This window comes from Stenotrophomonas sp. PS02289, from assembly GCF_029960115.1.
Classification (GTDB): domain Bacteria; phylum Pseudomonadota; class Gammaproteobacteria; order Xanthomonadales; family Xanthomonadaceae; genus Stenotrophomonas.
In genome coordinates, this window is record NZ_JASCOZ010000062.1 from 1 (window position 1) to 23,720 (window position 23,720).

A 23,720-nucleotide genomic window follows, 5' to 3' on the forward strand; every position below is an offset into this window, starting at 1 on the left:
TAACCGTTCTCATAGCCGTGGTACATCATCCACCCGCGCCCGTCGGGGCCTTCCACCACGGTCGCGTGGCCGCGCGACCACCACGGCTCATCCTTGGACTGCGTGCGGGTGATCGGGTTGTGCGGCGAGTTCTGCCACGGCCCATGGATGGAGCGCGAGCGCGCGGTGATCACCATGTGTCCCGTCGGCGGACCGGCGGTGCCGCCCACCGCGGTGGTCATGTAGTACCAGCCGTTGTGGAAGTTGATCTTCGGGCCTTCCTGCGCGTACGCCTCCACGTCCCAGCTTTCCGGGTACTTCCAGCCGTCGTAGACATGCTTCGGGGTCCCGACCACGCTCAGGCCGTCATCAGCCAGCTGCACATAGGCGCCACCGCTGAGGAACAGGTAGCGCTTGCCGTCCTCACCCACGGCATGACCCGGGTCGATGTAGCCGCCCAGGCCGAGGTCGATGGGCTCGCTCCACGGGCCGTTGATGCTGTCGGACCAGACCACGAAGTTGCTGCGGGCCTCGGCCGTGCGGGCCGGGAAGTAGATGTAGTAACGGCCTTCGTGCTTGACGATGTCCGGGGCCCAGATCGCACCGACGTTCTTGGTGATGGCGTGACCGAGCGGCTGCCAGTTCACCAGGTCGCGCGAGTGCCAGATCGGCAGGCCGGGGTAGGCATCGAACGAAGACAGGGTGAGATAGTAGTCCTCACCATCTTTCAGCACCGACGGGTCCGGGCGATCGCCGGCGAACACCGGGTTGAGGAAGGTGCCATCGCCGAGATCGGCCTGGCGCTGGTTTTCGATGCCACGCTTCCAGGTGGGGGCGGCGTCGGCGGCGTGGGTGGTGGCCGACCAGAGCAGGGCGATGGCGGCCACCGGGGCCAGAAGGGATTTCAGATGCATGGTCAACCTCACGCGCGCAGCAGCTGGGGCAGCCACAGCGACAGCTGCGGGAAGAAGGTGACGATCATCAGCACCAGCAGGGCCGCGAACCAGAACGGCCAGATGCTCTTCATGCTTTCGCCGACGCTGATCTTGCCGATGGCGGTACCGATGAACAGCACCGAGCCCACCGGCGGCGTCACCAGACCCAGGCCGCCGGTCAGCACCAGCACCAGCCCGAAGTGAATCGGATCGATGCCATAGGCCTTGGCCACGGGCAGGAAGATCGGCGTGCAGATCAGGATCATCGGAGCCAGATCCATGAAGGTGCCCAGCAGCAGCAGCATCACCACGATCATCAGCAACACCATGAACTTGCTGTGCGCGAATGACTGCAGGAAGTCCACGGCCGCAGCCGGCACCTGCAGGTAGGCCAGCAGCCAACCGAACACCGCGGCGGTGGCGATCACGAACAGGATCACGCCGGTGCTGCGCGCTGCATGCGTGACCGTGGCCATGAACTCGCGCCAGTTGAGCTGGCGGTAGAGCACAGTAGTGACCAGCAGCGCATAGACCACGGCAATCGCGGCGCTTTCCACCGCAGTGAAGATGCCCGCACGGATACCGACGAAGATCAGCGCCACCAGGCCCAGGCCGGGCAGGGCAGAGACCATGCGCAGCAGCACCGCGCGCCAGCCCGGGAAGATCTCCACCCCGTAGCCGCGCTTACGCGCCACCGCGTAGCCGGTCACCATCAATGCCACGGTCATCAGCAGCGCCGGCATGATGCCGGCTGCGAACAGGTCGGCGATGGAGAGACCGCCGCCTGCCGCAGCCGAGAACAGGATCAGGTTGTGCGACGGCGGCACCAGCAGCGCCACCAGCGCGGCGGTGATGCTGACGTTGACCGCGAAGTCGCGGTCATAGCCGCGTTTGACCATCTGCGGAATCATCGTGCCACCCACCGCCGAGACGTCCGCGATAGCCGAACCGGACACACCGCCGAAGAACAGCGAGGACAGGATCGAGACTTGGCCCAGGCCGCCGCGCAGCCGTCCGACCAGCGAAGACGCCAATGCAATCAGACGTTCGGAGATGCCGCCGCGCATCATGATTTCGCCGGCGAAGATGAACAGTGGAATCGCAATCAGCGAGGCGGAGCCGGTACCGGCAGAGATCTGCTGCACCAGCACCACCGTGGGCAGGTCGAGATACCACAGCGTGGCCAGCGCAGCAGCGGCCAACGCGTAAGCCACCGGTACGCCCATCAGCAACAGCAGCGCGAATACAGCGAAAAGAATGGTGATTCCCATGACTCAGCGGTCTCCCTCGGCTTCTTCAACCGCCGGCTGCGTGGCCTGCACGATCTGGTTCAACGCGAATACGGCCATCAGCGCACCGCCAATGGACAGCGGCAGGTAGTTGATGCTCTGCGGCAGGTTGGCCCCGGCCGCCTTGATGTCCAGGCCATCCAGCAGCAGCACACCCGCCCACCAGGCAATCACCACGCCCAGTACCGCCACCACCAGCGAGCAGATCATCTCGTTGACGCGGCGCAGGGCCGGCTTCATGTGCGCCGCCAGCAGGAAGAAGCCGAAGTGGCGGCGGGTGTGCACGCCGGTAGCCGCGCCCAGACTCATCGCCGTGGCCAGCAGCAGCAGGGTCACCGGCTCGGTCCAGCTCGGCGAATCGTTGATCACATAGCGGGCAAACACCTGCCAACCCTGCACCACGACCAGGCCAAGCAGAGCCAGCACGGCAATGTGGATGGCGACATTGGCGATCGCGTCGAGCGCACGCTGCGGCGCACTGCGGGTGTCGACGGTGGTTTCAGCATTCGTATCGGACATCGCGGGGGCCTCAGGCGAAGTCGCGGATGCGACGGGTGAGGGCGGCCAGCTCCGGCTGCTGCAGGTACTGCTGCAGCAACGGCGCGGCGGCCTTGCGGAAGGCCGGCATGTCGACCTCGTTGAAACGGATGCCGAAGTCGGTCACCGCCTTGCGCGCCACACTTTCAGAGGCATCCCACTGCTCGCGCATGACTTGCACCGATGCGCGCGCGGTTTCCAGCAGCAGCTGGCGATCGGCCGGGCTGAGCGACTCGAAGCTCTTGCGCGAGATCAGCAGCACGTCCGGCGCATAGGAGTGATCGCTCTGCGACCAGTAATGCGCGGCTTCAAAATGACGGCTCGAGTGGAAGCTGCGCAGGTTGTTCTCCGCACCGTCGATCATGTGCGTTTCCATGCCCGAGAAGGTGTCGCCCAACGACATCGGCGTCGGGTTCGCACCCAGCAGGCGCATCAGCTGGATGAAGATGTCCGAGGACGCCACGCGAAGCTTCAGGCCATGCAGGTCGTTTGGTTCCACGATCGGGTGCTTGGTGTTGTAGAAGCAGCGCGCGCCGGAATCGTAGATCGCCAGGCCGACCAGGTCGCGGGTTTCAAATCCGCGCAGCACCTGTTCGGCGACGCCCCCATCCATCGCGCGGCGCATGTGCGCCACCGACTCGAACACATACGGCAGGCACAGCGCCTGGGTCAGCGGAAACGCGTTGTTCAGCGCGCCCGAGTACACACGGGTGATGTCGATGGCGCCGAAGCGGGCCATGTCGATCGCTTCGCTTTCGCGGCCCAGCTGGCCGGAGTGGTACTGGCGCAGGCGCAGCCGGCCGCCGGTCTTCTCTTCCAGCTGCTGGCCGATCCACTTCACCGCGGTGACGGTGGGGTAGTCGGCCACGTGCACATCGGTGGCGGTGAGCAGCTGCCCACCTTCCGGCAATGCGGCGTCTTTCGAACAGGCCGACAACAGCGGCACGCTGAGCGCGCCGACGCCGGTGGCCAGGAACTTTCTGCGAGTAAACATCTGCGCCCTCCCAAGCGGACTCGCCATGGCTGCACGGTTACCCGGCGGCAATGGCCCTGCAGGTAATGTCGCCGTAACCGGCGAAACGGATCAGTGCCTGTTGGCCTACGGCAATGTCATGAATACCGGTGGCATTGCCACTGGCGATCAGCTCGCCGGCCTTCAGCGGACGGCCGCGACGGGCCGAGCGGGCCAGCGCGAAGGCATACGCCGCGCGCAGGCCGCCGGGCAGGTTGCTGGCACCGCCGGTGCCGACCACGCTGCCCTCGATCAGGGTTTCGGCGCGCAGCTGGGCATCGTCCAGCGCGGTCCAGTTCGGAATCTCCGGACCCAGCACCAGGCCGTTGTTGTTGCCGAAGTCGCTGACCACCACGCGCGGGCCCAGCACGTTGATGGTGGCGAGCGGGCTGCTGGCCACTTCCACGCCGATGTACAGCCGCGCCGGCAGGGCTTCCGCCTCTTCCGGGGTCCAGTCCAGCTTGTCGGCCGGGGCGTCTTCCAGCAGCTCGATCACGTACTCGGCCTCAACTGCGCCGAAGCCACCGACGAACACCGGAATGTCCACTGTTCCACCGGTAGCATTCCAGAGCTGACGAGAGAAAATCGGGCCCAGCAGGCGTTCGTCCCCGGACACATCGCGGCGTTCGGCGGCGATGTAGCCGACCTTCCAGCCTACGGTCTGGTCGTTCCACTGGCCAATGGCCAGGTCCTGCACCTGATAGGCCGTGACCAGGTCATCGGGAATGGTGCCAGGGAAATCCGGCAGCGCCCGGCCCTGCTGGCGGGCAGTGACAAAGGCGCTGGCGATGCTGTCCAGCCCCGGTGCGGGCAGGTCCTGATGGCCGTGATCGTTGCTCAAGCGGGTCTCCCGGTGATTTGTTGCACTGCCCATCGACAGTGCTTGGATGAGCTGTATATGGTAAACCGGTGTCATTGGCAATGTGCACTGCGTCAGAAGCTTGGCGTATGGTGCAAACCCTTGCGGTGACAGGCTGTCCCGGCCCGCCTGATGGCGCGGCCCTACCGGAAAGGAACCGTTGCCGATGCGATGTGCTGTGTGGATGTCCCTGTTGCTGGGTGGCCTGATGGCCGTTGGCGTTGCTGCCCCGACCCGTGCGGCCGAGCGGGCGGTGCCGGAGACGGAGCCCGCCGTCGGCAGTCCCGAGCGCATCGCGCTGTGGCCAGCCGGCCGAGTGCCGGGGGAGCAGGGCGCTGCCTCGGTACCCCGCGTGATCGAGCGCAGCGCCGATCCGGCCTTGCCGGACCGCTACATCGACGGGGTCAGTGCGCCGTATCTGGTGGCGTACCGCCCGGCCAGGCCCAACGGCAGCGCGCTGCTGGTCATTCCCGGCGGTGGCTACCAGCGCATCGTGCTCGACAAGGAGGGCACCGCGCTGGTGCCGGCCTTTGCGGAGCAGGGCAGGGTGACCCTGTTCGTGCTGCGCTACCGCCTGCCCGCTGGGCGCACCGATCGCCAGGCGGCGCTGGCCGACGCGCAGCGCGCCCTGCGGCTTATCCGCCACGATGCGGCGCGCTTCCAGCTGGACCCGCAGCGGATCGGGGTGATCGGCTTTTCTGCCGGCGGCCATGTGGCAGCGCGCCTGAGCACGGGCTTTGATACCGCACTGCCCGGCATCGGCGACGCCATTGATGCGGTCAGCGCGCGACCCGATTTCGCGTTGCTGATGTACCCGGTGATCGACATGGGCAGGCACGCTCATACCGGCTCGCGTGAGCGGCTGCTGGGCAAGCATCCAGACGCTGCGCTGACGCAGCAGTTCTCGATGCAGCAGCAGGTCACGGCCAACACCCCGCCCACCTTCCTGGTGCACGCGCAGGACGACGACGTGGTTTCGGTGCAGAACAGCCTGCTGTATTACCAGGCCTTGCTGCAGGCTGGCGTGCCCAGCGAGATGCACCTGTTCGCGCACGGCGGCCACGGTTTTGGTGTGCGCATTCCACCCGACCTCACCACCACGCAGTGGCCGGCGCTGGCGCTGCGCTGGATGCAGGCACAGGAGCACAGCCGATGACCCGCCCCGCCGATCTGCAACGCCGTCGCTTCCTGCGTGACAGTGCGCGCTATGCCTTGATGTTGAGTGTGGCCAGTTCGTCCCTGCTCACGTCGGCCGACAGCACAGCGTCGAATGCCGCGTCGCTGGCGCGAGTGCGCGGTGGTCGCCTGCGCGGCGAATACATCAACGGCGTGCATGGCTTCCGCGGCGTTCCCTATGGGGCCGATACCGCTACGCGGCGCTTCCAGCCCGCACTTCAGGAGCAGCCGTGGCAAGGCGTGCGTAATGCACTGGCCTACGGCAGCGCCGCGCCACAGGGCGGCAGCGATGGCCCGGGCAGCGAGGATTGCCTGTTCCTCAACCTCTGGACGCCGGCACTGCGCGATGGCCGGCGACGGCCGATCCTGTTCTATATCCACGGCGGCGCGTACAACAATGGCTCCGGCAGCGACCCGCTGTATGACGGCAGCGCGCTGTGCCAGCGCGGCGACGTCGTGGTCGTAACGGTGAATCACCGCCTCAACGTGTTCGGCTATCTGTATCTGGGTCAACTCGGCGATGAGCGTTTCGCCGATTCCGGCAACGTCGGCCAGCTGGATCTGATCCAGGCGCTGCACTGGGTGCGCGAGCATGCGCACGAGTTCGGCGGCGACGCCGACAACATCACCGTGTTCGGCCAGAGTGGCGGCGGCGCGAAGATCGCCACGCTGATGGCGATGCCGGCGGCCAAGGGTCTGTTCCACAAGGCCTGGACCATGAGCGGGCAGCAGATCACCGCGGCTGGGCCGCGCGCGGCCACGCAGCGTGCGCGCATCGCGATGGAGGCCGTGGGTGCGCGTGATGTGGACGCGCTGTTGGGGTTGCCGACCTCGGCGCTGTTGGCCGCGACCAAGGCACGCGATCCTTCGCGGGTGGAAAGCACCAGCCTGTACTTCGGGCCGGTGCTGGATGGCGATGCGTTGCCCGTGCATCCGTTCTGGCCGCACGCACCAGTGCAGTCGGCCGGCATTCCGATGGTGATCGGCAACACGCATGATGAAACCCGCGCCTTCCTCGGCAACGACCCCGCCAACTTCGAGCTGACGTGGGAAAGCCTGCCAGCCAAGCTGGAGAAAGAGCAGTTCGTTGACCTGCTGCCCTCCGTGGTGATCGCCGAGTACCGCAGGTTGTACCCGCAGTACACCCCTTCAGAGGTGTTCTTCGCCGCCACCACCGCCGGGCGTTCCTGGCGCGGGGCGGTGGAAGAGCTGGAAGCGCGTGCGCGGCAAGGTGCACCCACGTGGGCGTACCAGCTCGACTGGGGCACACCGCTGGATGGCGGCAAGCTGCGTGCCTTCCATACGTTGGATATTCCGCTGGTGTTCCACAATCTGGGCGCTGAAGGGTCGAAGACCGGCACCGGCGAAGACGCGCAGCAGGTCGCCCATGCGATGAGCGATGCGCTGCTGGCATTCGCCTTCACCGGCAATCCGAATCACGGCAAGCTGGCCCAATGGGACCCGTATTCACTCGAACGTCGTCAAACCCTGTTGTTTGATGTGCACTCGCAGCAAGCCGACGACCCACGCGGTGGCGAGCGTCGCCTGTACGGGCAGGTGCCGTTCGTACAACGTGGCACGCAATGACGTAAACAACCCGGTAGCGCCGGCCGTTGGCCGGCCCTCAAACTGCACGTCACGTTCCCAAAGCCGGACGCACCGGCCAAGCGCACCAACGCTCCGCACGTAAACCACCGGTAATTTCGGACAATCTTCAAGCATCGTCCGTGATCCAGATCAAACGAGATTTTCACCAGAATCTCCTACACTGCGGTCATGGACACGACCTGCACCTTCCCGACGTTCCATGGCCGCGACCGTCTCATCGCCGCCGTTGACCACGCCGTCGAACAGAACGACCCGCACCGCATCGCCCCGATGCTGCAACAGGCACTGCGCCAGGCCATTGCCGACAGCCGCATCCAGTTGCCTGCCTGCGTGCACCACCCGATTGAAGACCACTACGCCCGACGCGAGCTCTACCGCAGCCCCGAGCATGGCTACAGCATCGTCGCCATGAGCTGGGGGCCAGGCCAAGGCACGCCGCTGCACGACCACAGCGGCCTGTGGTGTGTGGAAGGCGTATGGCTCGGCCAATTGGAAATCACCCAGTACGAGTTGCTTGAGCAGGATGGCGAGCGCTTCCGCTTCCGCGCACTGCCATGCGTCATTGGAGACTGCGGCAGCGCCGGCAGTCTGATCCCGCCGCACGAGTACCACACCATCCGCAACGCCAGCGCGGATCAACTTGCAATCTCCGTGCACGTCTACCAGGGCGAGATGGTACGCAGCTCGATCTTCGAGCCCACCACCAACGGCTGGTACGAACGCCGCACCAAGGAACTCGAAGTAGACGCCGCGTAGAGCCGGGCTTGCCCGGCTGCTCCAGGCGCGTTGCGTCCGCAACCCAGCACTCCAGAACGTCGCTGCGCGACCTCCGGTAGGGTCGCTCGCCAGACGACCGCCATGAACGGCTCAACATCCGGTAGGGCATGACCATGAAGCAGCGCGACGAGTAAGTACTCGAGTAGGTTACCTACGGCGCGAGATGCACAATGACTGCCGGGAGCTCGGGATCCATCGAAAACAGGAACCGGCGCTCATGTGTGTGCCCCAGCCGATCTTCTGCCTGGACAAAACCAAAGACCTTGATCGCCTCGTGGTCCAGGAACGTGTGCGCCCAGCTGTCATCGAATTCAGAACCCTTCTGTACCGAGCCCAGGCAGACACTCAGACCGCAAGCCAGGCTGGAGACCACCATGTCCTTGCCCAAGGCCTGCTCCATGACGGTGCGGTAAAGCCGGGTCATATCCTGAGCTTCCATGCTGCGGACGCCCTCCGTATCAAGAGCCTGCACCGCGTTGGCAAATGCTTTCCGCGACTGCAGAACCTGGTCGATTGCATCCGCTTCGATGCCTCCCTCACCGATGTACATTTCTTCCGCATCCAGATGATGGGATGCCTTCGTGCCAGTCGACGATGGCATTTCGCCGATTGAATGAGGCGTGACAACCCGCATCACTTTGGGCTGTGCTCGATGAATGGTGATGCTGTTTTCGCCATTGGGGTGGGCTACTACAGTTTCGTCAGAGGCACCGGTGGTGACTGGACTGTGTTGTTCTTCAGGCTTGCATGCCAATTGAAGCGCCAGCACCATCATGAGGAAGGCAGGTCTAAGTATCCTGATGGTCATGGGGTTCTTTGACGTTGTGGCATAAAGCAGTCAGCTTCGCACTCCAAGTTGTCGTTGTATCTCGTACAACTCCTATTCTGCGTAGCGCCCGCGCGCATCCCCGGACAAGCGCGACCGCGCACCGTTGCCCTGCTGCAACGATTCTCAGATCAGCCACGCAGGGCGTGGATATACGGGTCGTTGAAGTTTGCGCGTGGTGCGACGCATGATTGGTTTCCCCACACCCGGATCCCATCGTGAGCGTCCATCCTTTCCGTCAGGTCAACGTCTTCAGTACCGATCCGCTTCTGGGTAACCCGCTGGCCGTGGTCCACGATGCGGCCGAACTCAGCGACGCCCGCATGGCCGCCTTCGCCAACTGGACCAACCTGAGCGAGACCACGTTCCTGCTGCCACCCACCGACCCGCGTGCGGATTACCGCGTGCGCATCTTCACCACGATGGGAGAGCTGCCGTTTGCCGGCCATCCGACGTTGGGCAGCTGCTATGCCTGGCTGGCGCAGGGTGGGGAACCGCAGGGCGAGGAGATCGTCCAGGAGTGCGCGATCGGGCTGGTGCGTATCCGGCGCGGCGCGGACGGGCTGGCCTTCGTGGCTCCGCCGCTGCTGCGCGAAGGCCCGCTGGAGGCTGACGTGCGTGAGCGTGTGCGTGCTGGGTTGGGCGTGGCCGCTGACGACGTGGTGGATGCGCAGTGGGTGGTGAACGGGCCTGAGTGGCTGGCACTGCGGTTGCGGAGTCGTGCGGCGGTGCTGGCGATCAAGCCGGACTATCCAGCGCTGGAAGGGTTGATGGTGGGAGTGTTTGCGGCTTGTGACGCGTCCGATGGCGTGGACACGCAGTTTGAGTCGCGGGCGTTCATTGCGGGGGAAGCCGCGCCGGAAGATCCGGTGACCGGGAGTCTCAATGCCGGGATCGCGCGGTGGTTGCTGCGCGATGGATTGGCACCGGGGCGGTATGTGATCAGCCAGGGGACGGTGTTGGGCCGTGCCGGGCGGGTGTGGGTGGAGTTGGTGGGGGAGGATCTTTGGGTGGGTGGGGAATGTGTTACGTGTATTGAGGGGAGTGTGACGTTTTGATGCGGTGATGGGTGGTGATGGATCGCGGTGGCGCGCATGGCGCGTCAACGCAGGAGACGTAGAGCCGGGCTTGCCCGGCTGAACCACCGCGATGTCGGAAAGAAGCCGGGCAAGCCCGGCTCTACGGGGTCGGTACCATCACGGTGTTGTTGAGGCGGGTGACTTCGGGTGCTTCTCCGTCCAGCATCACCCGCACCCGCAGCCCTTCTCGGCTTCCTGCCGGCAGCGGCAAACCAACGGTCGTCGTACGCGGCACCAGATCGCTCGGCGCTTCCATTGCCGGTACTTCCGTCCGCGCGATCTCCCGCCCGTTACGGTCTTCCAGCACAGCCACGCCGACCGGCGTGCCCACATGGCCCAGGCTGTGCACGGTCACGTGCACCTGCTTCCCATCCACACGCACATCCCCGCGACCAACGCCGAGGTCCGGCCGCAGCTCCACCGGCGTTCCCGGCTGCACCAGCTCGAACTCGAACACCTCGGTCTGTCCCGGCGCGAAGCGCAGCGGCATTGAGGCACTGCGCTCGAGCACCACATCCTGCGTGGTCGCCTTGCCGTCGATCACTCCGTCGCCATCGCGATCCACACCGCTGCGCACCCGCCATGTGCCGGCGGTGACGTTCCACGTGGTCATCTGTGCTTCGGCTGCCCGCTTGCCAAGGTTGTGCGCGGTCACGGTGAAGCGCTCGGTACTCGGCGCATGTACCAGCAGACCGACCTGCTCGGCGGCCTCGGGCTGGGTGAAGCGCCAGCTGACGGTGTGGCCGGGCCAGCTCTGGTTGCGACGCAGGGCGATGCCGCCGAGACGAGCGCGCTGCAGGAACTCGCTGTTGGCTTCCACGCGGTCGGACCACCAGTGGCCCTCGGTATTCATGTACTCGCGCTGTGCCTTGGCCTGGATGCCATCGGCATACAGGGCTTCCAGATACCTCTTGTCGCCGGTCGCCTGCCATGCCATCACGCTGGCGAAGCCGGTGTTGCCGGCGTCTGCGTCGGCAATCAGCTTGGGGTTCCAGTCCGCGCCGCGACCGAGCACTTCGACGAAGTTCTCGCCCAGGTTGGACAGCGAACCCGGGCCACCACGCGCCACGCGGTAGTCCAGCGCCTTCAGGTATTTGTCCTCACCGGTGAAGCGCCAGGCCGCCCAGAAGGTATGCATGGTGTCGCCACCGCCAGAGCCGTTGTTGAGCTCGCCGCCACGGGTCTTGCCCGTCGCCCAGTTGATCTCGTTCGGCAGCGCCCAACGGCCCTTGTCGTCGGTGTAGGCGTGGGCGAGGTAGCTGTCGGCCAGCCCGACCACCAGTTTGCGGCCGGTGGGATCAGCGTTGTATTGGCCCATCAGGAACGCGGGATGCAGGGCAGGGAAGGAGTACGGCTTCTGCCACTGCCAGTTCGGTTCGCGATACACCTTGTTGCCGCCGAACCAGTTGCTGGAGAACAGCAGGTGCCCCTGCGGGTTGGGCAGGATGATGCGCTCGTTGAAGGCCTTCACCGTTTCCATCAGGCGCTCCACGGTCAACGGGTCGCCCCAGTTGAGGTAGAGCATGGCGCTGTTGGCGTTGATGCCTTCTTCGTAGCTGTGCAGCTCGTCAGTCTCGATGGTGCTCAGGCCGTTGCTGAACATGCCATTGCGATACACCGCGTCACTCAACGCAGTGAGTGAGGTGTTGAGCCGGTCCGGTTCCACGCCCATCAGGGCGAGTCCCGGCCACTGCTGGGTGAGGTCGGTGTCGTCGGAGATGCCGCCGCCGAAGTCGCCATAAGCGATCTGGCGGTTGTCGATCCACCAGTCGACGAAGCGACGCACGTACTTGAGGTCTTCGGTCTGACGGAACGCCCACAGCGGCGCACCCTTCGGCGCTTCGGGCTGGGTAAACGGCGGTTTGCCCTGGCTGTTGTAGCTGATGTAGTTCCAGTACAGGCGGCCCAGCTCGTGGTCCGGGTCGACCCGCAGCAGGTCGCTCAGGTCGGCGTACACGCGCGCATACAGGCGCTGACGCTTGGAGGTGGTGTGCTCTTCAACCAGGAAGCCCCAGTTGTCACGCACCTGGTTGAAGCGGTCTGCGGCGTGTTCGCGCTTGGCTTCGGCGCGGTCCTTGAACACCAGGCGGATCTCCGCGCCGTCCAGTGAGGCGGCGTTGAAGCCTGGCGCGCCCGAGGCGACGCTCAGCCACAGGCTGTCGGCGGTGAGGATGCGGTCGCGCAGGTCCAGCCACAGCGTGCGCTTTTCACCGGGTTTGACCGAAACACTGACATCGATCATGTCGCGCGCCGGCCAGATCGGGTCCTTGATGCGGATGTTGAGTGGAATCAGGCCGTCGCGGGTGGCCGGCAGGTTCAGCGCCGGAATGTCGATGGCCACGCCATCCAGCCCGTCGTACATGTTCTCCCAGCTGTGCGCCCAGCTGCGGATCAGCGGCTGCGCAGCCGGGGCATCGCCCACACCACTGGGAATCAGCACGTGCACGATCGGCAGCGGCTGCGCCGGCAGGGTGTCGGCGGCGCGACGGCGCGAACCTGCGCCCTTGGGCAGCGCCATCACCGTGCTGCGTTCGGCCACGGGGTAGCGGCCGTCGATGTACTCGCGCAGCGCGGTGATGTTGAGGTAATCGGGCAGCGCCTGGCTGTCGATCAGGTAGCGCTGCTTGACCGTGCCTTCCGGCTCGGCCGCGTCACTGACGTTGTAGGCCCAGATCTCCTGGATCGGGGTTTCCTGCTCGGTGTTGCGGAAGTGCAGCACGCCACCGCGCTGGGCGGGAATGTCATCCACGCTGCGCACCACACCCTGCGGGCGCTGCAGCAGGGAAGTGGCAGACTGGCCATTGGCAGAGTGGCTCAGCGCACCGAAGGCGGCACCGCGCACTTCCACACGGTTGACGGTCTCAGTGTCGGGTACGGTCAGGTCGAGCTGCTGGCCGCCTTCCACATAGGTGTTCCAGTCCGGCAGCTGGAAGTAGTCATTGCGGCCGGGCAGGCGCGAGCGGTTGTACACGCCGGGCCAGGTGGTCTCGGCAATGCCATCGGTCGCCTTCCACATCCACTGCTTGTGGTCCTTGGTGTCGTCGAACTCGACCTTGCGGATGGAGGTGGTCGGGGTGGTCAGCGCTGGCGGCAGCGCGCGGTCCCAACCGAACCGGTGATTCCAGGCGCGCTGCGCGTCAGCGCTCAGTACAGCCGTGGTCGGCGCGCGGTTGGCCGCCAAGGCGGCCATGCCGGCCGGATCGAGCAGGCGGTCGTAGACGCGAATCTCGTCGAAGTCACTGCCACGCAGGAAGTTGTAGCGGCTCTGCACCTGGTAGGGGGCCATCACGCGACCCGCCAGACCCAGCTGGTCCAACGCGGCGTCGTAGTCGGCGGTGGTTTCAGCGCGCGCGACTTCCTTGCCGTCCACATACAGACGCACGCCGTGGTCTTCGTCCCAGCCGAAGGCGATGTGCTGCCAGCGGTCGGCGGCGGGTAGCGCGTCCAGCTTGAACGAGACACGGGTACGGGCCAGGTTGGCGTCGGTGACGAAGGCATCGAAGCCGTGGCCGTTCCAGTCGATGCGCAGCCAGGCCATGTCCCAGCTGCTGTGGTCGGCGTAGCCGACGCGGAAGATCACGAACGGCGCTTCACCGACGGCGTAGCGCGGTCGCCAGTAGAAACCAAGGGTGCCGCGCTGGGCCTGGATGTTGCCCGGTGCGTTCCAGGACAACACGCCGTCGTCAGCCCACTGGATGGCGCGGCCGTGCGCGCCGTCGGCCACGGTGGTGACCTTGTCGACAAAATTGGGAATCGCATCGCCCTGTGCGGCGTCCGCCTCAAGGCCGTGCTCGGCCGAGACATGGAACAACAGCTGCGGGGTGGTCTGCGCGGCGGCGTTGCCAGCGGACACGAGCGCAAGGGCTAGAACTGCAAGCCTCGGTAGCGCCGGCCGTTGGCCGGCCCTCATCGGACCCGCACCATTCGAAGCACCCGGCATCCACCGGCCCAGAACATCAGCGCAATGCAGCATGTGACCTTCCTTTCCACAGCGAGAACGTACGGCACAACACGCCATCCTCGTCAGCAGAACGGTGCGGTCGGCCACGGCCGCGGTATCAGCGCAAGGCCGTCAGAAACTAGCAAAGGGGAAACGGTGCGGCATCTTGCGCCGCAACAGCGGCGTGGTTGCCCACGCCGCTGCCATCGTGCGATCAGAACTTGTAGCGCACGCCGAGCATGTACTGCCGCCCGGTTTCGGTGTACTGCAGCGGCAGCTGACCGGTGGCCGGCGAGTAGACCCACTCGTCGGATGCCTCGTTGGTCAGGTTCATGCCTTCCAGGCTCAGCTCCAGCTTGTCGTTGATCGCATAGCGGATCGACGCATCGATGAAGGTGGTGCCGGTCATGCCGTGGTAGCCGTCGAGGTTGAAGCCGTTTTCGGTACCGGTGACCTGGGTCAGGTAGTCGTCGCGGTTGGTCGCCGAGACACGGCCGGAGAACACCTTGCCTTCATAGAACAGGGTGGCGTTCCACGAGTTGCGCGACAGACCGGTCAGGTCGGCCTTCAGCACCGGCTGGCCCGTGGAGTTGATGTACTGGATCTGCGAGTCCACCCAGGTGTAGTTCAACTGGATGCCCAGGTTCGACCAGTTGCCCGGCAGGAAGGTGAAGGGCTGGGTGTAGTTCACTTCCACGCCCTTCAGCTCACCACCCGGGGTGTTGACCGGCTTGGTGTAGGTGAAGTCGCTGTCCGGGGTGGCACCGGTGCCGATCAGCAGTTCGGCCGGCAGGCCGCTGTCGCTGAAGGGACGGGTTTCGCGGGTGGTCTGGATGAAGGTGTCGATGTCCTTGTAGAACAGACCGACGCCGGCCATCGCGCCTTCGGCGAAGTACCACTCAAAGCCCAGGTCCACGTTCTTGGCGCGGATCGGGTCGAGGTTCGGGTTACCGGTGGAGATGGTGCGCGCACCGCCGGCCACGGCCACGGTCGACCCCGGGGTCAGGCTGCCCAGGCCCGGACGGCTCATCACCTTGGCCGCGCCAAGGCGGATCAGGAAGTCCGGGGTGATCTCGGCCACCAGGTTGAACGAGGGCAGCGTGTCGTCGTACTCGCGGTCCACGGTGGTGGAAACGGTAGTGGTGGACAACGTCGACAGACCGGTGGAGCTCTGCTTGGTCTTGACGTAACGGACGCCGAAGTTACCCGAGAACGGGATGCTGCCCAGTTCGGTGGAGAACTCACCCATCAGGTAGCCGCCGCGGTCCTTCTCTTCCACGCTGCGCACGTTGTTGGCGCGCGGAGCCACGGCGAAGGTGCCGCTGTTGCTGTAGATGTCGAAGTAGTCAGCAATCGCGTCCAGATTCGGCACGACCCACTGGTCCGGGTTGCCATTGATGCCCTTCAGGCTGGCCGGCTGGGTCATGTCCACCGGCACGATCTTGGTGCCGTTGGCGAAGTTCGGCACGGCCAGTTCGCTGCTGCGACGCAGTTCGGTGGTCTTGAAGGTGTAGTCCTTGGCCAGGACGCCGCCCTTCAGGCGGAAGCCGGGGCTGATGTTCCAGTTGAAGTCGATCTGGCCGGTGTCGAAGTCGTTGTCCACGTACTGCGGACGCAGGCGGATTTCAGCCAGCTCCCAGCCGGTCGGATCGGTCGGGTTGATGCCGTAGTTCAGCGTCGGGAACCGGTTGTTGCCGCGGTAGTCGTAGCTGTAATTGTCGACATCGTACTTGTCCATGATGATCGTGGTCTGGATCGGGTTCTCGTGCTTGGAGCGCGAAACGCCGACCTTTCCGGACAAGGTGAAGTCGTCACCGAAGCGGTGCTGGCCGTTCAAGGCCAGCTGCTTGAACTCGGTGCTCCACTCGTCATGGCGGTTTTCGGTGCGGATGTCGACGTTGTCGAATTCACCGTAGACCAGCGCGCTGTTTTCGATCACGCCGTTCTTGACGATGGTGTTCGGCTTGCCGACCAGGCGCGGGGTGGTGCTGGTGCCGCGGCTGAAGGAAATGGCTTCGATGTAGTTTTCGTCGCGCTCGGCGTCGATCTTCGAGTACAGCGCGTCCAGCGAGATTTCAGTGGCGTTGGTCGGCTTCCACTGCAGGGTACCGGTGACGCCCAGGCGCTTCTGCTCATGTTCCATCTGCACGTAACGCGGGAAGCGCGGGTGATAGACATCGGCGCTGCGTGCGGCGGTGAACGGCGAGCTGGGGCTGAAGTTGCCGTTGCTGGGGCCATTGGCCCAACGGCCGGTGTTGGAGCCTTCTTCCAGCGCCTGGCGCTCGGAGTAGGCCACCGACAGCAGCGCGCCGAAGGTGTTGTCGGCCCAGGTGTTGGAGACCAGTGCGGCCACGCGCGGGTCGGCCTTTTCAGCCATGGCGTTGTAGCTGGCCTGGCCGCTGGCGGCGAAGGTGAAGCCGTCATAGTCGAACGGACGACCGGTGCGCAGGTCCACAGTGGCACCCAGCGAGCCTTCTTCCACGTCGGCCGAGGCGGTCTTGCGCACGATCAGCTGCGAGAACAGGTCCGAGGCGAACACGTTGAAGTCGAAGCCGCGACCGCGGTTGGTGCCGCCGCTCTGGTCGCCGGCACCCACGGTGGTGAGCGCTTCCATGCCGTTGATGCGCACGCGGGTGAAGTCCGGACCCAGGCCGCGCACGGAGATGTTGCGGCCTTCGCCGGCTTCACGGGTGATGACTACGCCCGGAATGCGCTGCAGCGACTCGGCCAGGTTCAGATCGGGGAACTTGCCGATGTCTTCGGCGACGATGGCGTCTACCACGCCGGACTCACCGCGCTTGATGTCCAGCGCCTTCTCCACGCTGGCGCGGTAGCCGGTGACAGTGACGGTATCCAGTTCCGTGGCGGCGGTGCCGGTCTGCTCCTGGGCCAGCGCGGCGCCACCGAGCGCCAGGCCAATCGAAAGTGCGAGCAAGGTAACCGGTGTCTTTTTCTGATTGATTCGGTATTGCATGTTTTCCCTCTCCCAAGGTGCTACATGAAACAGCAATCCGGCGACGTGTCAGTGCAATGACACCGCTGGTCAGGGCGGACGTTAACAGCACGTGGAGGACAGGGCATCTTGCACCGCAACAGATTTGCAATGTCCCGCAGATGCTTGCGGGACAAAGGTTCCGACTTTGCACATGGGTAGACGGGGCGGCCCGGCCCGCTAGAATGACACCGCTAGCCAAACTGTCTTGGCGCTGTCGCCCGGTCAGTTCCACAACAAGGGATCCATCGCCATGAGTCGTGTTGTCTGTTTTGGAGAGTTGCTGCTGCGCATGAGCGCCCCCGGCCGTGAACTGCTGCTGCAGACAGGGCAGCTGACGGTACACCCCGGCGGTGCCGAGGCCAATGTGGGCGTTTCGCTGGCGCAGTTCGGCCACGACGTTTCGATGGTCAGCACACTGCCGGCCAACCCGCTGGGTCAGTTCGTCGTCGGCGAGCTGCGCCGCCACCAGGTCGACACCCGCCACGTGCAGACCCGTCCGGGCCGCATGGGCCTGTACTTCCTCACCACCGGTGCCGTGCAGCGCGCCAGCGAGGTGGTGTACGACCGCGTGGACTCGGCGTTCTCACTGGGCAGCGCCGCCGACTACGACTGGAACACGCTGCTGGACGGTGTGGAATGGCTGCATCTTTCCGGGGTCAGCCCCGCGTTGAACACAGCCATGGCCGAGGCCACCCTGGCTGCGGCGCAGGCGGCCTGCGCGCGCGGGGTGAAGGTGTCGTTCGACGGCAACTTCCGGCCGTCGCTGTGGGCGCGCTGGGAAGGCGACGCACCGCGCATACTGCGTGAGCTGTTTGCCTGCGCGCACGTGGCGTTTGCCGATTACCGCGACATCGGCGTGGTGCTGGGTGGCGAATTCCCGCAGGCCGACATCGGCGAGCGCGTGGACGCGGCGGCTGCGCAGGCATTTGCCGCATTCCCGCGGCTGCAGTGGATGGCCTGCACCCAGCGCACGCCGCACAGCGTGGACCATCACTCGCTCGGCGCGATGCTGATCGGTCGCGACGGCACGCGTGCACTGGCCGCACCGCGCGAGATGGTCGGCATTGTCGATCGCATTGGCGGCGGCGACGCCTTCGCCGCGGGCATCCTGCATGGCATGATGCGCGACTTCGACCCGCAGGCCATCGTGCGCTTCGGTCTGGCTGCGGCCATTCTCAAGCACTCGATTCCGGGCGACTTCAACCTGGTCAGCGAAGCTGACGTGATGGCCCTGACGGGCGAGGAGCGATTTGATGTCCGGCGCTGATCCGCGCGTACGCGCAGTGTTGAAACTGGCCCCGGTGATCCCGGTGTTCACCCCGGAAAACGTGGATGACGCAGTGGCGGTGGCACAGGCGCTGTTCAACGGCGGGCTGCCGGTGATCGAGGTCACCCTGCGCACGCCGGTGGCGATGGACGCGATCAAGGCGATGGTGGAAGCGGTGCCCGACGCCGTGGTCGGCGCAGGCACGGTACTGACCGCCGCGCAGATGGAACAGGTGAAGAAGATCGGCGGCCGCTTCGCGGTGTCGCCGGGTGCCACCGACCGTCTTTACGCGGCAGCGCGCGATACCGACCTGCCGTTCCTGCCGGGCGTGGCGACCTCGTCCGAGCTGATGCAGGGACTGGAGCAGGGGCTGGATACGTTCAAGTTCTTCCCGGCGGTGCAGGCCGGCGGCGTGGGAATGCTGAGCGCGTGGAACGGGCCGTTTGGTGATGTGCGCTTCTGCCCGACCGGTGGGATCAGCGCGCAGACTGCACGCGATTTCCTGCACCTGCCGAATGTGCTGTGCGTGGGCGGTTCGTGGTTGACCACGCGGGCGTTGATGCAGGCGCGTGATTGGGCGGGGATTGAACAGCTGGCGCGGGAATCGGCGGCGTTGGTGGGTTGAGTTACCCGCTCACCCCGAGCCGCCGATACAACGTGCTGCGGCTGATGCCCAGCGCGCGCGCCGCTTCGGAGACATTGCCGTCGGCGGCCGCAACGGCTTCACGCATGGCAGCCAGGGTCATCGCCTGCAGGCCACTGGCCATAGCAACAGGCACCGCCACGGGTGCCTCGCGCACGTAGTCCGGTAACGACGCCAACGCGATCACCTCACCGGGTTCACTCAACGCCACCAAGGTGCGCAGGCAGGCACTGAGCTGGCGGACGTTGCCCGGCCACGTGTACGCGGCCAAGGCCGCCGCAGACGGCGCATCCAGCCGGCGGCCCTGGCCCAGCCGCTGCCACAGGCCCTGCACCATCGCGCTACGGTCGGACAGGTTGCGTAACGAAGGCAGGGCGACGCGATGGTCGGCAATGCGATAGAACAGGTCGCTGCGGAACTCGCCGGCCGCCATCGCATGATCGAGGTCACGGTGTGTGGCGCAGATCAAAGCGAAATCCAGTTGTACTGGTTTGCCGCCACCGAGCGGTGAGAGGGTGCGTTCCTGCAGCACCCGCAGCAGACGCGGCTGCAGCGCGAGCGGCATGTCGCCGATCTCGTCGAGGAACAACACACCGCCCTGGGCCTGGCGCAGCAGGCCGGTGCTGCCGCTACGGCGTGCACCGGTGAAGGCACCTTCCTCGTACCCGAACAGTTCCGCTTCGATCAGTCCTTCCGGCAGCGCGGCGCAGTTCACCGCCACGAACGGGCGATCAGCGCGTGCACTGCGGCGATGCAGCTCGCGCGCGAACACCTCTTTTCCGGTGCCAGTTTCGCCCTGCAGGAGAACCGGCAGCTGGGCGTCGAGCACACGGCAGGCGCGTTCCAGCGCGCGGTGCTGGGCCTCATCGAACAGCGGTCGGTCATCCACGATGGCCGGTGCGGGCGTGGGACGCGGTGTAGCGGGCCGCATCGACGCCGTTGGATGCGCCCGATGCGGTGCGGACGCACGGGTGCCTTCCTGCAGTTGCCCGTGCAACGCGCGGCCCTGCCGGTCGATCAACGCACCATCGTCATGCATGCGCGCCAGCGGGCCGTCGAACAGCGCCGCATAGGGCGCGCGGCCGATGTCACCGTGGTCCAGTCCGAACAGCGCCAGCCCGGCGCGGTTGGCCGCCACCAGCTTTCCGTTGCGGAAGCCCAGAATGCCTTCGCGGGCGGTACCCAGCAGGGCGCGGTCATGGTGCAGCCGCACCAGCTCGCAGTCGGCCAGGCCTTCCTCGAAGTAGCGGTGTTCAATATGCGCTACTGCCTGGCGGGCCAGCACCCGCGCATGCAGATGCTGCTGTCGGGCATCGCCGGAGATATCCAGTACGCCCACGCGTTGGCCGTAAGGGTCGAAGATCGGCGTGGCCGAACAGGTCAGGATCGAATGCGGGGCGAAGTAGTGCTCGCCGCCGCGCACCTCCACCGAACGCCCTTCGACAATCGCGGTGCCGATCGCGTTGGTGCCCACCGTGGTCTCGTCCCAGCGCACGCCGGGCATCAGCGCGACCCGGCCGGCTTTGTCCAGAAAGCCCGGGCTGCCTTCGGCGTCCAGCACCCAGCCTTCCTCATCGGTAAGCAGGACGATGCTGCCGGTGGCGGCGATGTCAGCGGCCAGCCCGTCCAGTTCCGGCCGCGCCAGCCGCCACAGGCGTTGCTGGCGCTCACGCAGTTCGCGCAGGCGCGCCTGCGGCAGCGGCTCCACGTCGGGTTGGGCATCCACCAGCAGGCCGCCGCGCAGGCAGCGCTGCCACGACTGCAGGATGGTGTCGGACACGATCCCCACAGGGGTGGAGCCGCGCTCGAAGAACGAGCGACGCGCATTCCCCACACGGTGAGCGAGCGGTAGCTGGGACACGACGGTTTCTCCAGTGTCGCAATTTGCGACAGGTGCAGCGGGACCTGTTCCGATAAACACCACAGCGCGCGTTAGCGCGCAATGACCTTCGGTGATGCACTGCCGCAATTGAATGCGCATCGGCGTGCCACCACAGGCTGCGACGCCGTGTCGCAGCGCAGCAGGTCAAAGCTGGCACCGTCCTTGCGGTAGTGGGTCACCCCCTTTGTGGGCTTACCCAACCCTGCCGGAGATCCACCGATGAATGCCGTCACCTCTGCCAAGCCGCACGCCACCGACCCCCGCTCGCTGTTCAAGCCGCGCTATGGCAATTACATCGGCGGCGAGTGGGTCGCCCCGCGCAGCGGCCAGTATTTCGAGAACACCACCCCGGTGACCGGCAAGGTGTTCACCGAGGTGGCCCGCTCCAACGCCGAGGACATCGAGGCGGCGCTGGATGCCGCGCATGCCGCGAAGCGAGGCTGGGCCGAAACCAGCACCACCGAGCGCGCCAACGTGCTCAACCGCATCGCCGACCGCATCGAGCAGAACCTGGAACTGATCGCACACGCGGAGACCTGGGACAACGGCAAGCCGATCCGCGAAACCCTCAACGCCGACATCCCGCTGATGGTCGACCACTTCCGCTACTTCGCCGGTGCGGTGCGCGCGCAGGAAGGCAGCCTCTCGGAGATCGACAAGGACACCGTGGCCTACCACTTCCACGAGCCGCTGGGCGTGGTCGGGCAGATCATTCCGTGGAACTTCCCGCTGCTGATGGCGGCGTGGAAACTGGCTCCGGCGCTGGCCGCCGGCAACTGCGTGGTGCTCAAGCCGGCCGAGCAGACCCCGGCCTCGATCCTGGTGCTGATGGAACTGATCGGCGACCTGCTGCCCAAGGGCGTGCTCAACGTGGTGAACGGCTTCGGGCTGGAAGCCGGCAAGCCGCTGGCCTCGAACCCGCGCATCGCCAAGATCGCCTTCACCGGCGAAACCACCACCGGCAGGTTGATCATGCAGTACGCCAGCCAGAACCTGATTCCGGTGACGCTCGAACTGGGTGGCAAGTCGCCCAACATTTTCTTCGCCGACGTGATGGCCGAGGACGATGACTTCCTCGACAAGGCGATTGAAGGTTTCGTGCTGTTCGCACTGAACCAGGGCGAGGTGTGTACCTGCCCGTCGCGCGCGCTCATCCAGGAATCCATCTACGAGAAGTTCATGGAACGCGCGCTCAAGCGCGTGGCCGCTATCGTGCAGGGCAATCCCCTCGACCCCAACACCATGGTCGGCGCACAGGCCTCCAGCGAGCAGCTGGAGAAAATTCTGTCCTACATCGACATCGGCAAGCAGGAAGGCGCGGAGGTGTTGATCGGTGGCGGCCAGAACACGCTTGATGGCGAGCTGGCCGGTGGCTTCTACGTGAAGCCCACCGTGTTCAAGGGCCACAACCGCATGCGCGTGTTCCAGGAGGAGATCTTCGGGCCGGTGGTGTCAGTGACCACCTTCAAGACCGAGGAGGAAGCGCTGGAGATCGCCAACGACACCCTGTACGGACTGGGCGCGGGCGTGTGGAGCCGTGACGCCTCACGGCTGTACCGCATGGGCCGCGGCATCCAGGCCGGACGAGTCTGGACCAACTGCTATCACGCCTATCCCGCACATGCCGCGTTTGGCGGCTACAAGCAGTCCGGCATCGGCCGCGAGAACCACAAGATGATGCTCGACCACTACCAGCAGACCAAGAACCTGCTGGTGAGCTACTCGCCGAAGAAGCTCGGTTTCTTCTGAGCTTGATCACGATCAAGGCGTGCGCAGGCCGGCAGGCACACGCTGGAATCCCCCCATGGAGATGCATGCATGAACAAGACGATGAAAGCGGCGGTGGTCCGCGAATTCGGCAAGCCCCTGGTGATTGAAGAGGTCACCGTGCCGCGTCCGGGGCCGGGCGACATCCTGGTCAAGATCGAAGCCTGCGGTGTCTGCCACACCGACCTGCACGCCGCCGAAGGCGACTGGCCGGTGAAGCCGAACCCGCCGTTCATTCCCGGCCATGAAGGCGTCGGCCACGTCGTCGCGGTGGGCCAGGGCGTCACCCACATCAAGGAAGGCGACCGCGTCGGCATCCCCTGGCTCTACTCCGCCTGCGGTCATTGCGAACACTGCCTGGGTGGCTGGGAAACGCTGTGCGAGGCCCAGCAGAACAGCGGCTACTCGGTGAACGGTGGCTTCGCCGAGTACGCACTGGCCAACGCGGACTATGTCGGCCTGCTGCCCAAGGGCATCGGCTTCATCGAAGTGGCTCCGATCCTGTGTGCCGGCGTCACCGTGTACAAGGGCTTGAAGGTCACCGATACCAAGCCGGGCGAATGGGTGGTGATTTCCGGTGTCGGCGGGCTGGGCCACATGGCGGTGCAGTACGCCAAGGCGATGGGCCTGAATGTGGCCGCGGTGGATATCGACGATGACAAGCTGGCCTTGGCGCAGCGCCTCGGTGCCACGGTGACCGTCAACGCGCGCAACACCGACCCGGCCGCGTTCCTGAAGAAGGAGATTGGCGGCGCGCATGGTGCGCTGGTCACCGCAGTGTCGCCGAAGGCGTTCGAGCAGGCACTGGGCATGGTGCGTCGTGGTGGCACGGTGTCGCTCAATGGCCTGCCGCCGGGCGAGTTCCCGCTGGATATCTTCGGCATGGTGCTCAACGGCATCACCGTGCGCGGTTCGATCGTCGGCACCCGCCTGGACCTGCAGGAATCGCTGGAGTTCGCCGAACAGGGCAAGGTCGCCGCCACCGTCACCAGCGATGCGCTGGAGAACATCAACGACATCTTTGCGCGCATGCACGCCGGCAAGATCGAAGGCCGCGTGGTGCTGGACATGAACCTCTGAGCCCCCGGCGGCCGCGCCCGTTCCCCTCTCCCGCGGGCGCGGCCGCCGTTTTCCGGCTCAACCGTCACG

The 23,720-nt window shown here is 65.6% G+C and carries 17 protein-coding genes; 8 read left to right on the forward strand and 9 right to left on the reverse strand.

Translation table 11 applies throughout. The features are described from left to right. The 5 genes from QMX83_RS10610 to QMX83_RS10630 all read right to left on the reverse strand — a co-directional run. Nucleotides 1-893: family 43 glycosylhydrolase (locus QMX83_RS10610; protein ID WP_282296598.1), on the reverse strand; the 893-nt coding region annotated here is incomplete at its 3' end. Between the two features lie 8 nt (nt 894-901). Next, the gene (locus QMX83_RS10615; RefSeq protein WP_282296599.1) at nt 902-2,185 is read right to left on the reverse strand and encodes a TRAP transporter large permease; all 1,284 of its coding nucleotides are present in this window, start codon (nt 2,183-2,185) and stop codon (nt 902-904) included. Between the two features lie 3 nt (nt 2,186-2,188). After that, complete coding sequence (locus QMX83_RS10620) at nt 2,189-2,722, reverse strand: TRAP transporter small permease (RefSeq protein ID WP_282296600.1); 534 nt, start codon at nt 2,720-2,722, stop codon at nt 2,189-2,191. Between the two features lie 10 nt (nt 2,723-2,732). Continuing rightward, on the reverse strand, nt 2,733-3,734 hold the full coding sequence (locus tag QMX83_RS10625; protein ID WP_282296601.1) for a TRAP transporter substrate-binding protein: 1,002 nt from the start codon (nt 3,732-3,734) through the stop codon (nt 2,733-2,735). Between the two features lie 37 nt (nt 3,735-3,771). Next, nucleotides 3,772-4,593, reverse strand: a complete 822-nt coding sequence (locus QMX83_RS10630) for a 2-keto-4-pentenoate hydratase (protein ID WP_282296602.1) — start codon at nt 4,591-4,593, stop codon at nt 3,772-3,774. Between the two features lie 202 nt (nt 4,594-4,795). On the opposite strand from QMX83_RS10630, the gene QMX83_RS10635 reads away from it, so the two are divergent. The 3 genes from QMX83_RS10635 (at nt 4,796) to QMX83_RS10645 (ending at nt 8,151) form a co-directional block, all read left to right on the forward strand. Beyond that, nucleotides 4,796-5,767 carry an alpha/beta hydrolase gene (locus tag QMX83_RS10635; protein ID WP_282296604.1) on the forward strand — a complete coding sequence of 324 codons (972 nt, stop codon included), beginning with the start codon at nt 4,796-4,798 and terminating at the stop codon, nt 5,765-5,767. A gap of 59 nt (nt 5,768-5,826) precedes the next feature. Continuing rightward, entirely contained in the window at nt 5,827-7,374 is a 1,548-nt protein-coding gene (locus QMX83_RS10640) for a carboxylesterase/lipase family protein (RefSeq protein WP_282296615.1), read from the forward strand. A 189-nt stretch (nt 7,375-7,563) separates the two neighbouring features. Then, on the forward strand, nt 7,564-8,151 hold the full coding sequence (locus QMX83_RS10645) for a cysteine dioxygenase family protein (protein ID WP_282296606.1): 588 nt from the start codon (nt 7,564-7,566) through the stop codon (nt 8,149-8,151). Nucleotides 8,152-8,323: 172 nt separating this feature from the next. Here QMX83_RS10645 and QMX83_RS10650 read toward each other — a convergent pair whose 3' ends face one another. Next, a complete protein-coding gene (locus tag QMX83_RS10650; protein WP_282296607.1) occupies nt 8,324-8,980 on the reverse strand; it encodes a hypothetical protein in 657 nt (218 codons plus the stop codon). A 236-nt stretch (nt 8,981-9,216) separates the two neighbouring features. On the opposite strand from QMX83_RS10650, the gene QMX83_RS10655 reads away from it, so the two are divergent. After that, nucleotides 9,217-10,056 (forward strand): PhzF family phenazine biosynthesis protein, encoded by an 840-nt coding sequence (locus tag QMX83_RS10655; protein ID WP_282296608.1) that lies wholly within the window; start codon nt 9,217-9,219, stop codon nt 10,054-10,056. Nucleotides 10,057-10,177: 121 nt separating this feature from the next. On the opposite strand, the gene QMX83_RS10660 is transcribed toward QMX83_RS10655, so the two are convergent. Beyond that, nucleotides 10,178-13,987, reverse strand: a complete 3,810-nt coding sequence (locus tag QMX83_RS10660) for a LamG-like jellyroll fold domain-containing protein (protein ID WP_282296609.1) — start codon at nt 13,985-13,987, stop codon at nt 10,178-10,180. Nucleotides 13,988-14,231: 244 nt separating this feature from the next. Further along, a complete protein-coding gene (locus QMX83_RS10665; RefSeq protein ID WP_282296610.1) occupies nt 14,232-16,991 on the reverse strand; it encodes a TonB-dependent receptor in 2,760 nt (919 codons plus the stop codon). A gap of 265 nt (nt 16,992-17,256) precedes the next feature. On the opposite strand from QMX83_RS10665, the gene QMX83_RS10670 reads away from it, so the two are divergent. Further along, the gene (locus QMX83_RS10670) at nt 17,257-18,279 is read left to right on the forward strand and encodes a sugar kinase (protein WP_282296616.1); all 1,023 of its coding nucleotides are present in this window, start codon (nt 17,257-17,259) and stop codon (nt 18,277-18,279) included. Continuing rightward, nucleotides 18,266-18,904, forward strand: coding sequence for a bifunctional 4-hydroxy-2-oxoglutarate aldolase/2-dehydro-3-deoxy-phosphogluconate aldolase (gene eda, locus QMX83_RS10675; protein WP_282296611.1), 639 nt, complete (start codon nt 18,266-18,268; stop codon nt 18,902-18,904). The genes QMX83_RS10670 and eda overlap by 14 nt, the downstream gene beginning before the upstream one ends. Before the next feature lies 1 nt (nt 18,905). Here the strand turns inward: eda and QMX83_RS10680 are convergent, their stop codons facing one another. Next, nucleotides 18,906-20,783 (reverse strand): sigma-54-dependent Fis family transcriptional regulator, encoded by a 1,878-nt coding sequence (locus tag QMX83_RS10680; RefSeq protein WP_282296612.1) that lies wholly within the window; start codon nt 20,781-20,783, stop codon nt 18,906-18,908. A gap of 240 nt (nt 20,784-21,023) precedes the next feature. Here QMX83_RS10680 and adh point away from each other — a divergent pair, with 240 nt between their 5' ends. Together adh and adhP are read left to right on the forward strand one after the other, a co-directional pair. Beyond that, nucleotides 21,024-22,553: an aldehyde dehydrogenase gene (adh, locus tag QMX83_RS10685; RefSeq protein ID WP_282296613.1), complete on the forward strand. Its 1,530-nt coding sequence runs from the start codon at nt 21,024-21,026 to the stop codon at nt 22,551-22,553. A gap of 69 nt (nt 22,554-22,622) precedes the next feature. Beyond that, nucleotides 22,623-23,651, forward strand: coding sequence for an alcohol dehydrogenase AdhP (adhP, locus tag QMX83_RS10690; RefSeq protein ID WP_282296614.1), 1,029 nt, complete (start codon nt 22,623-22,625; stop codon nt 23,649-23,651). Nucleotides 23,652-23,720: the final 69 nt, after the last annotated feature.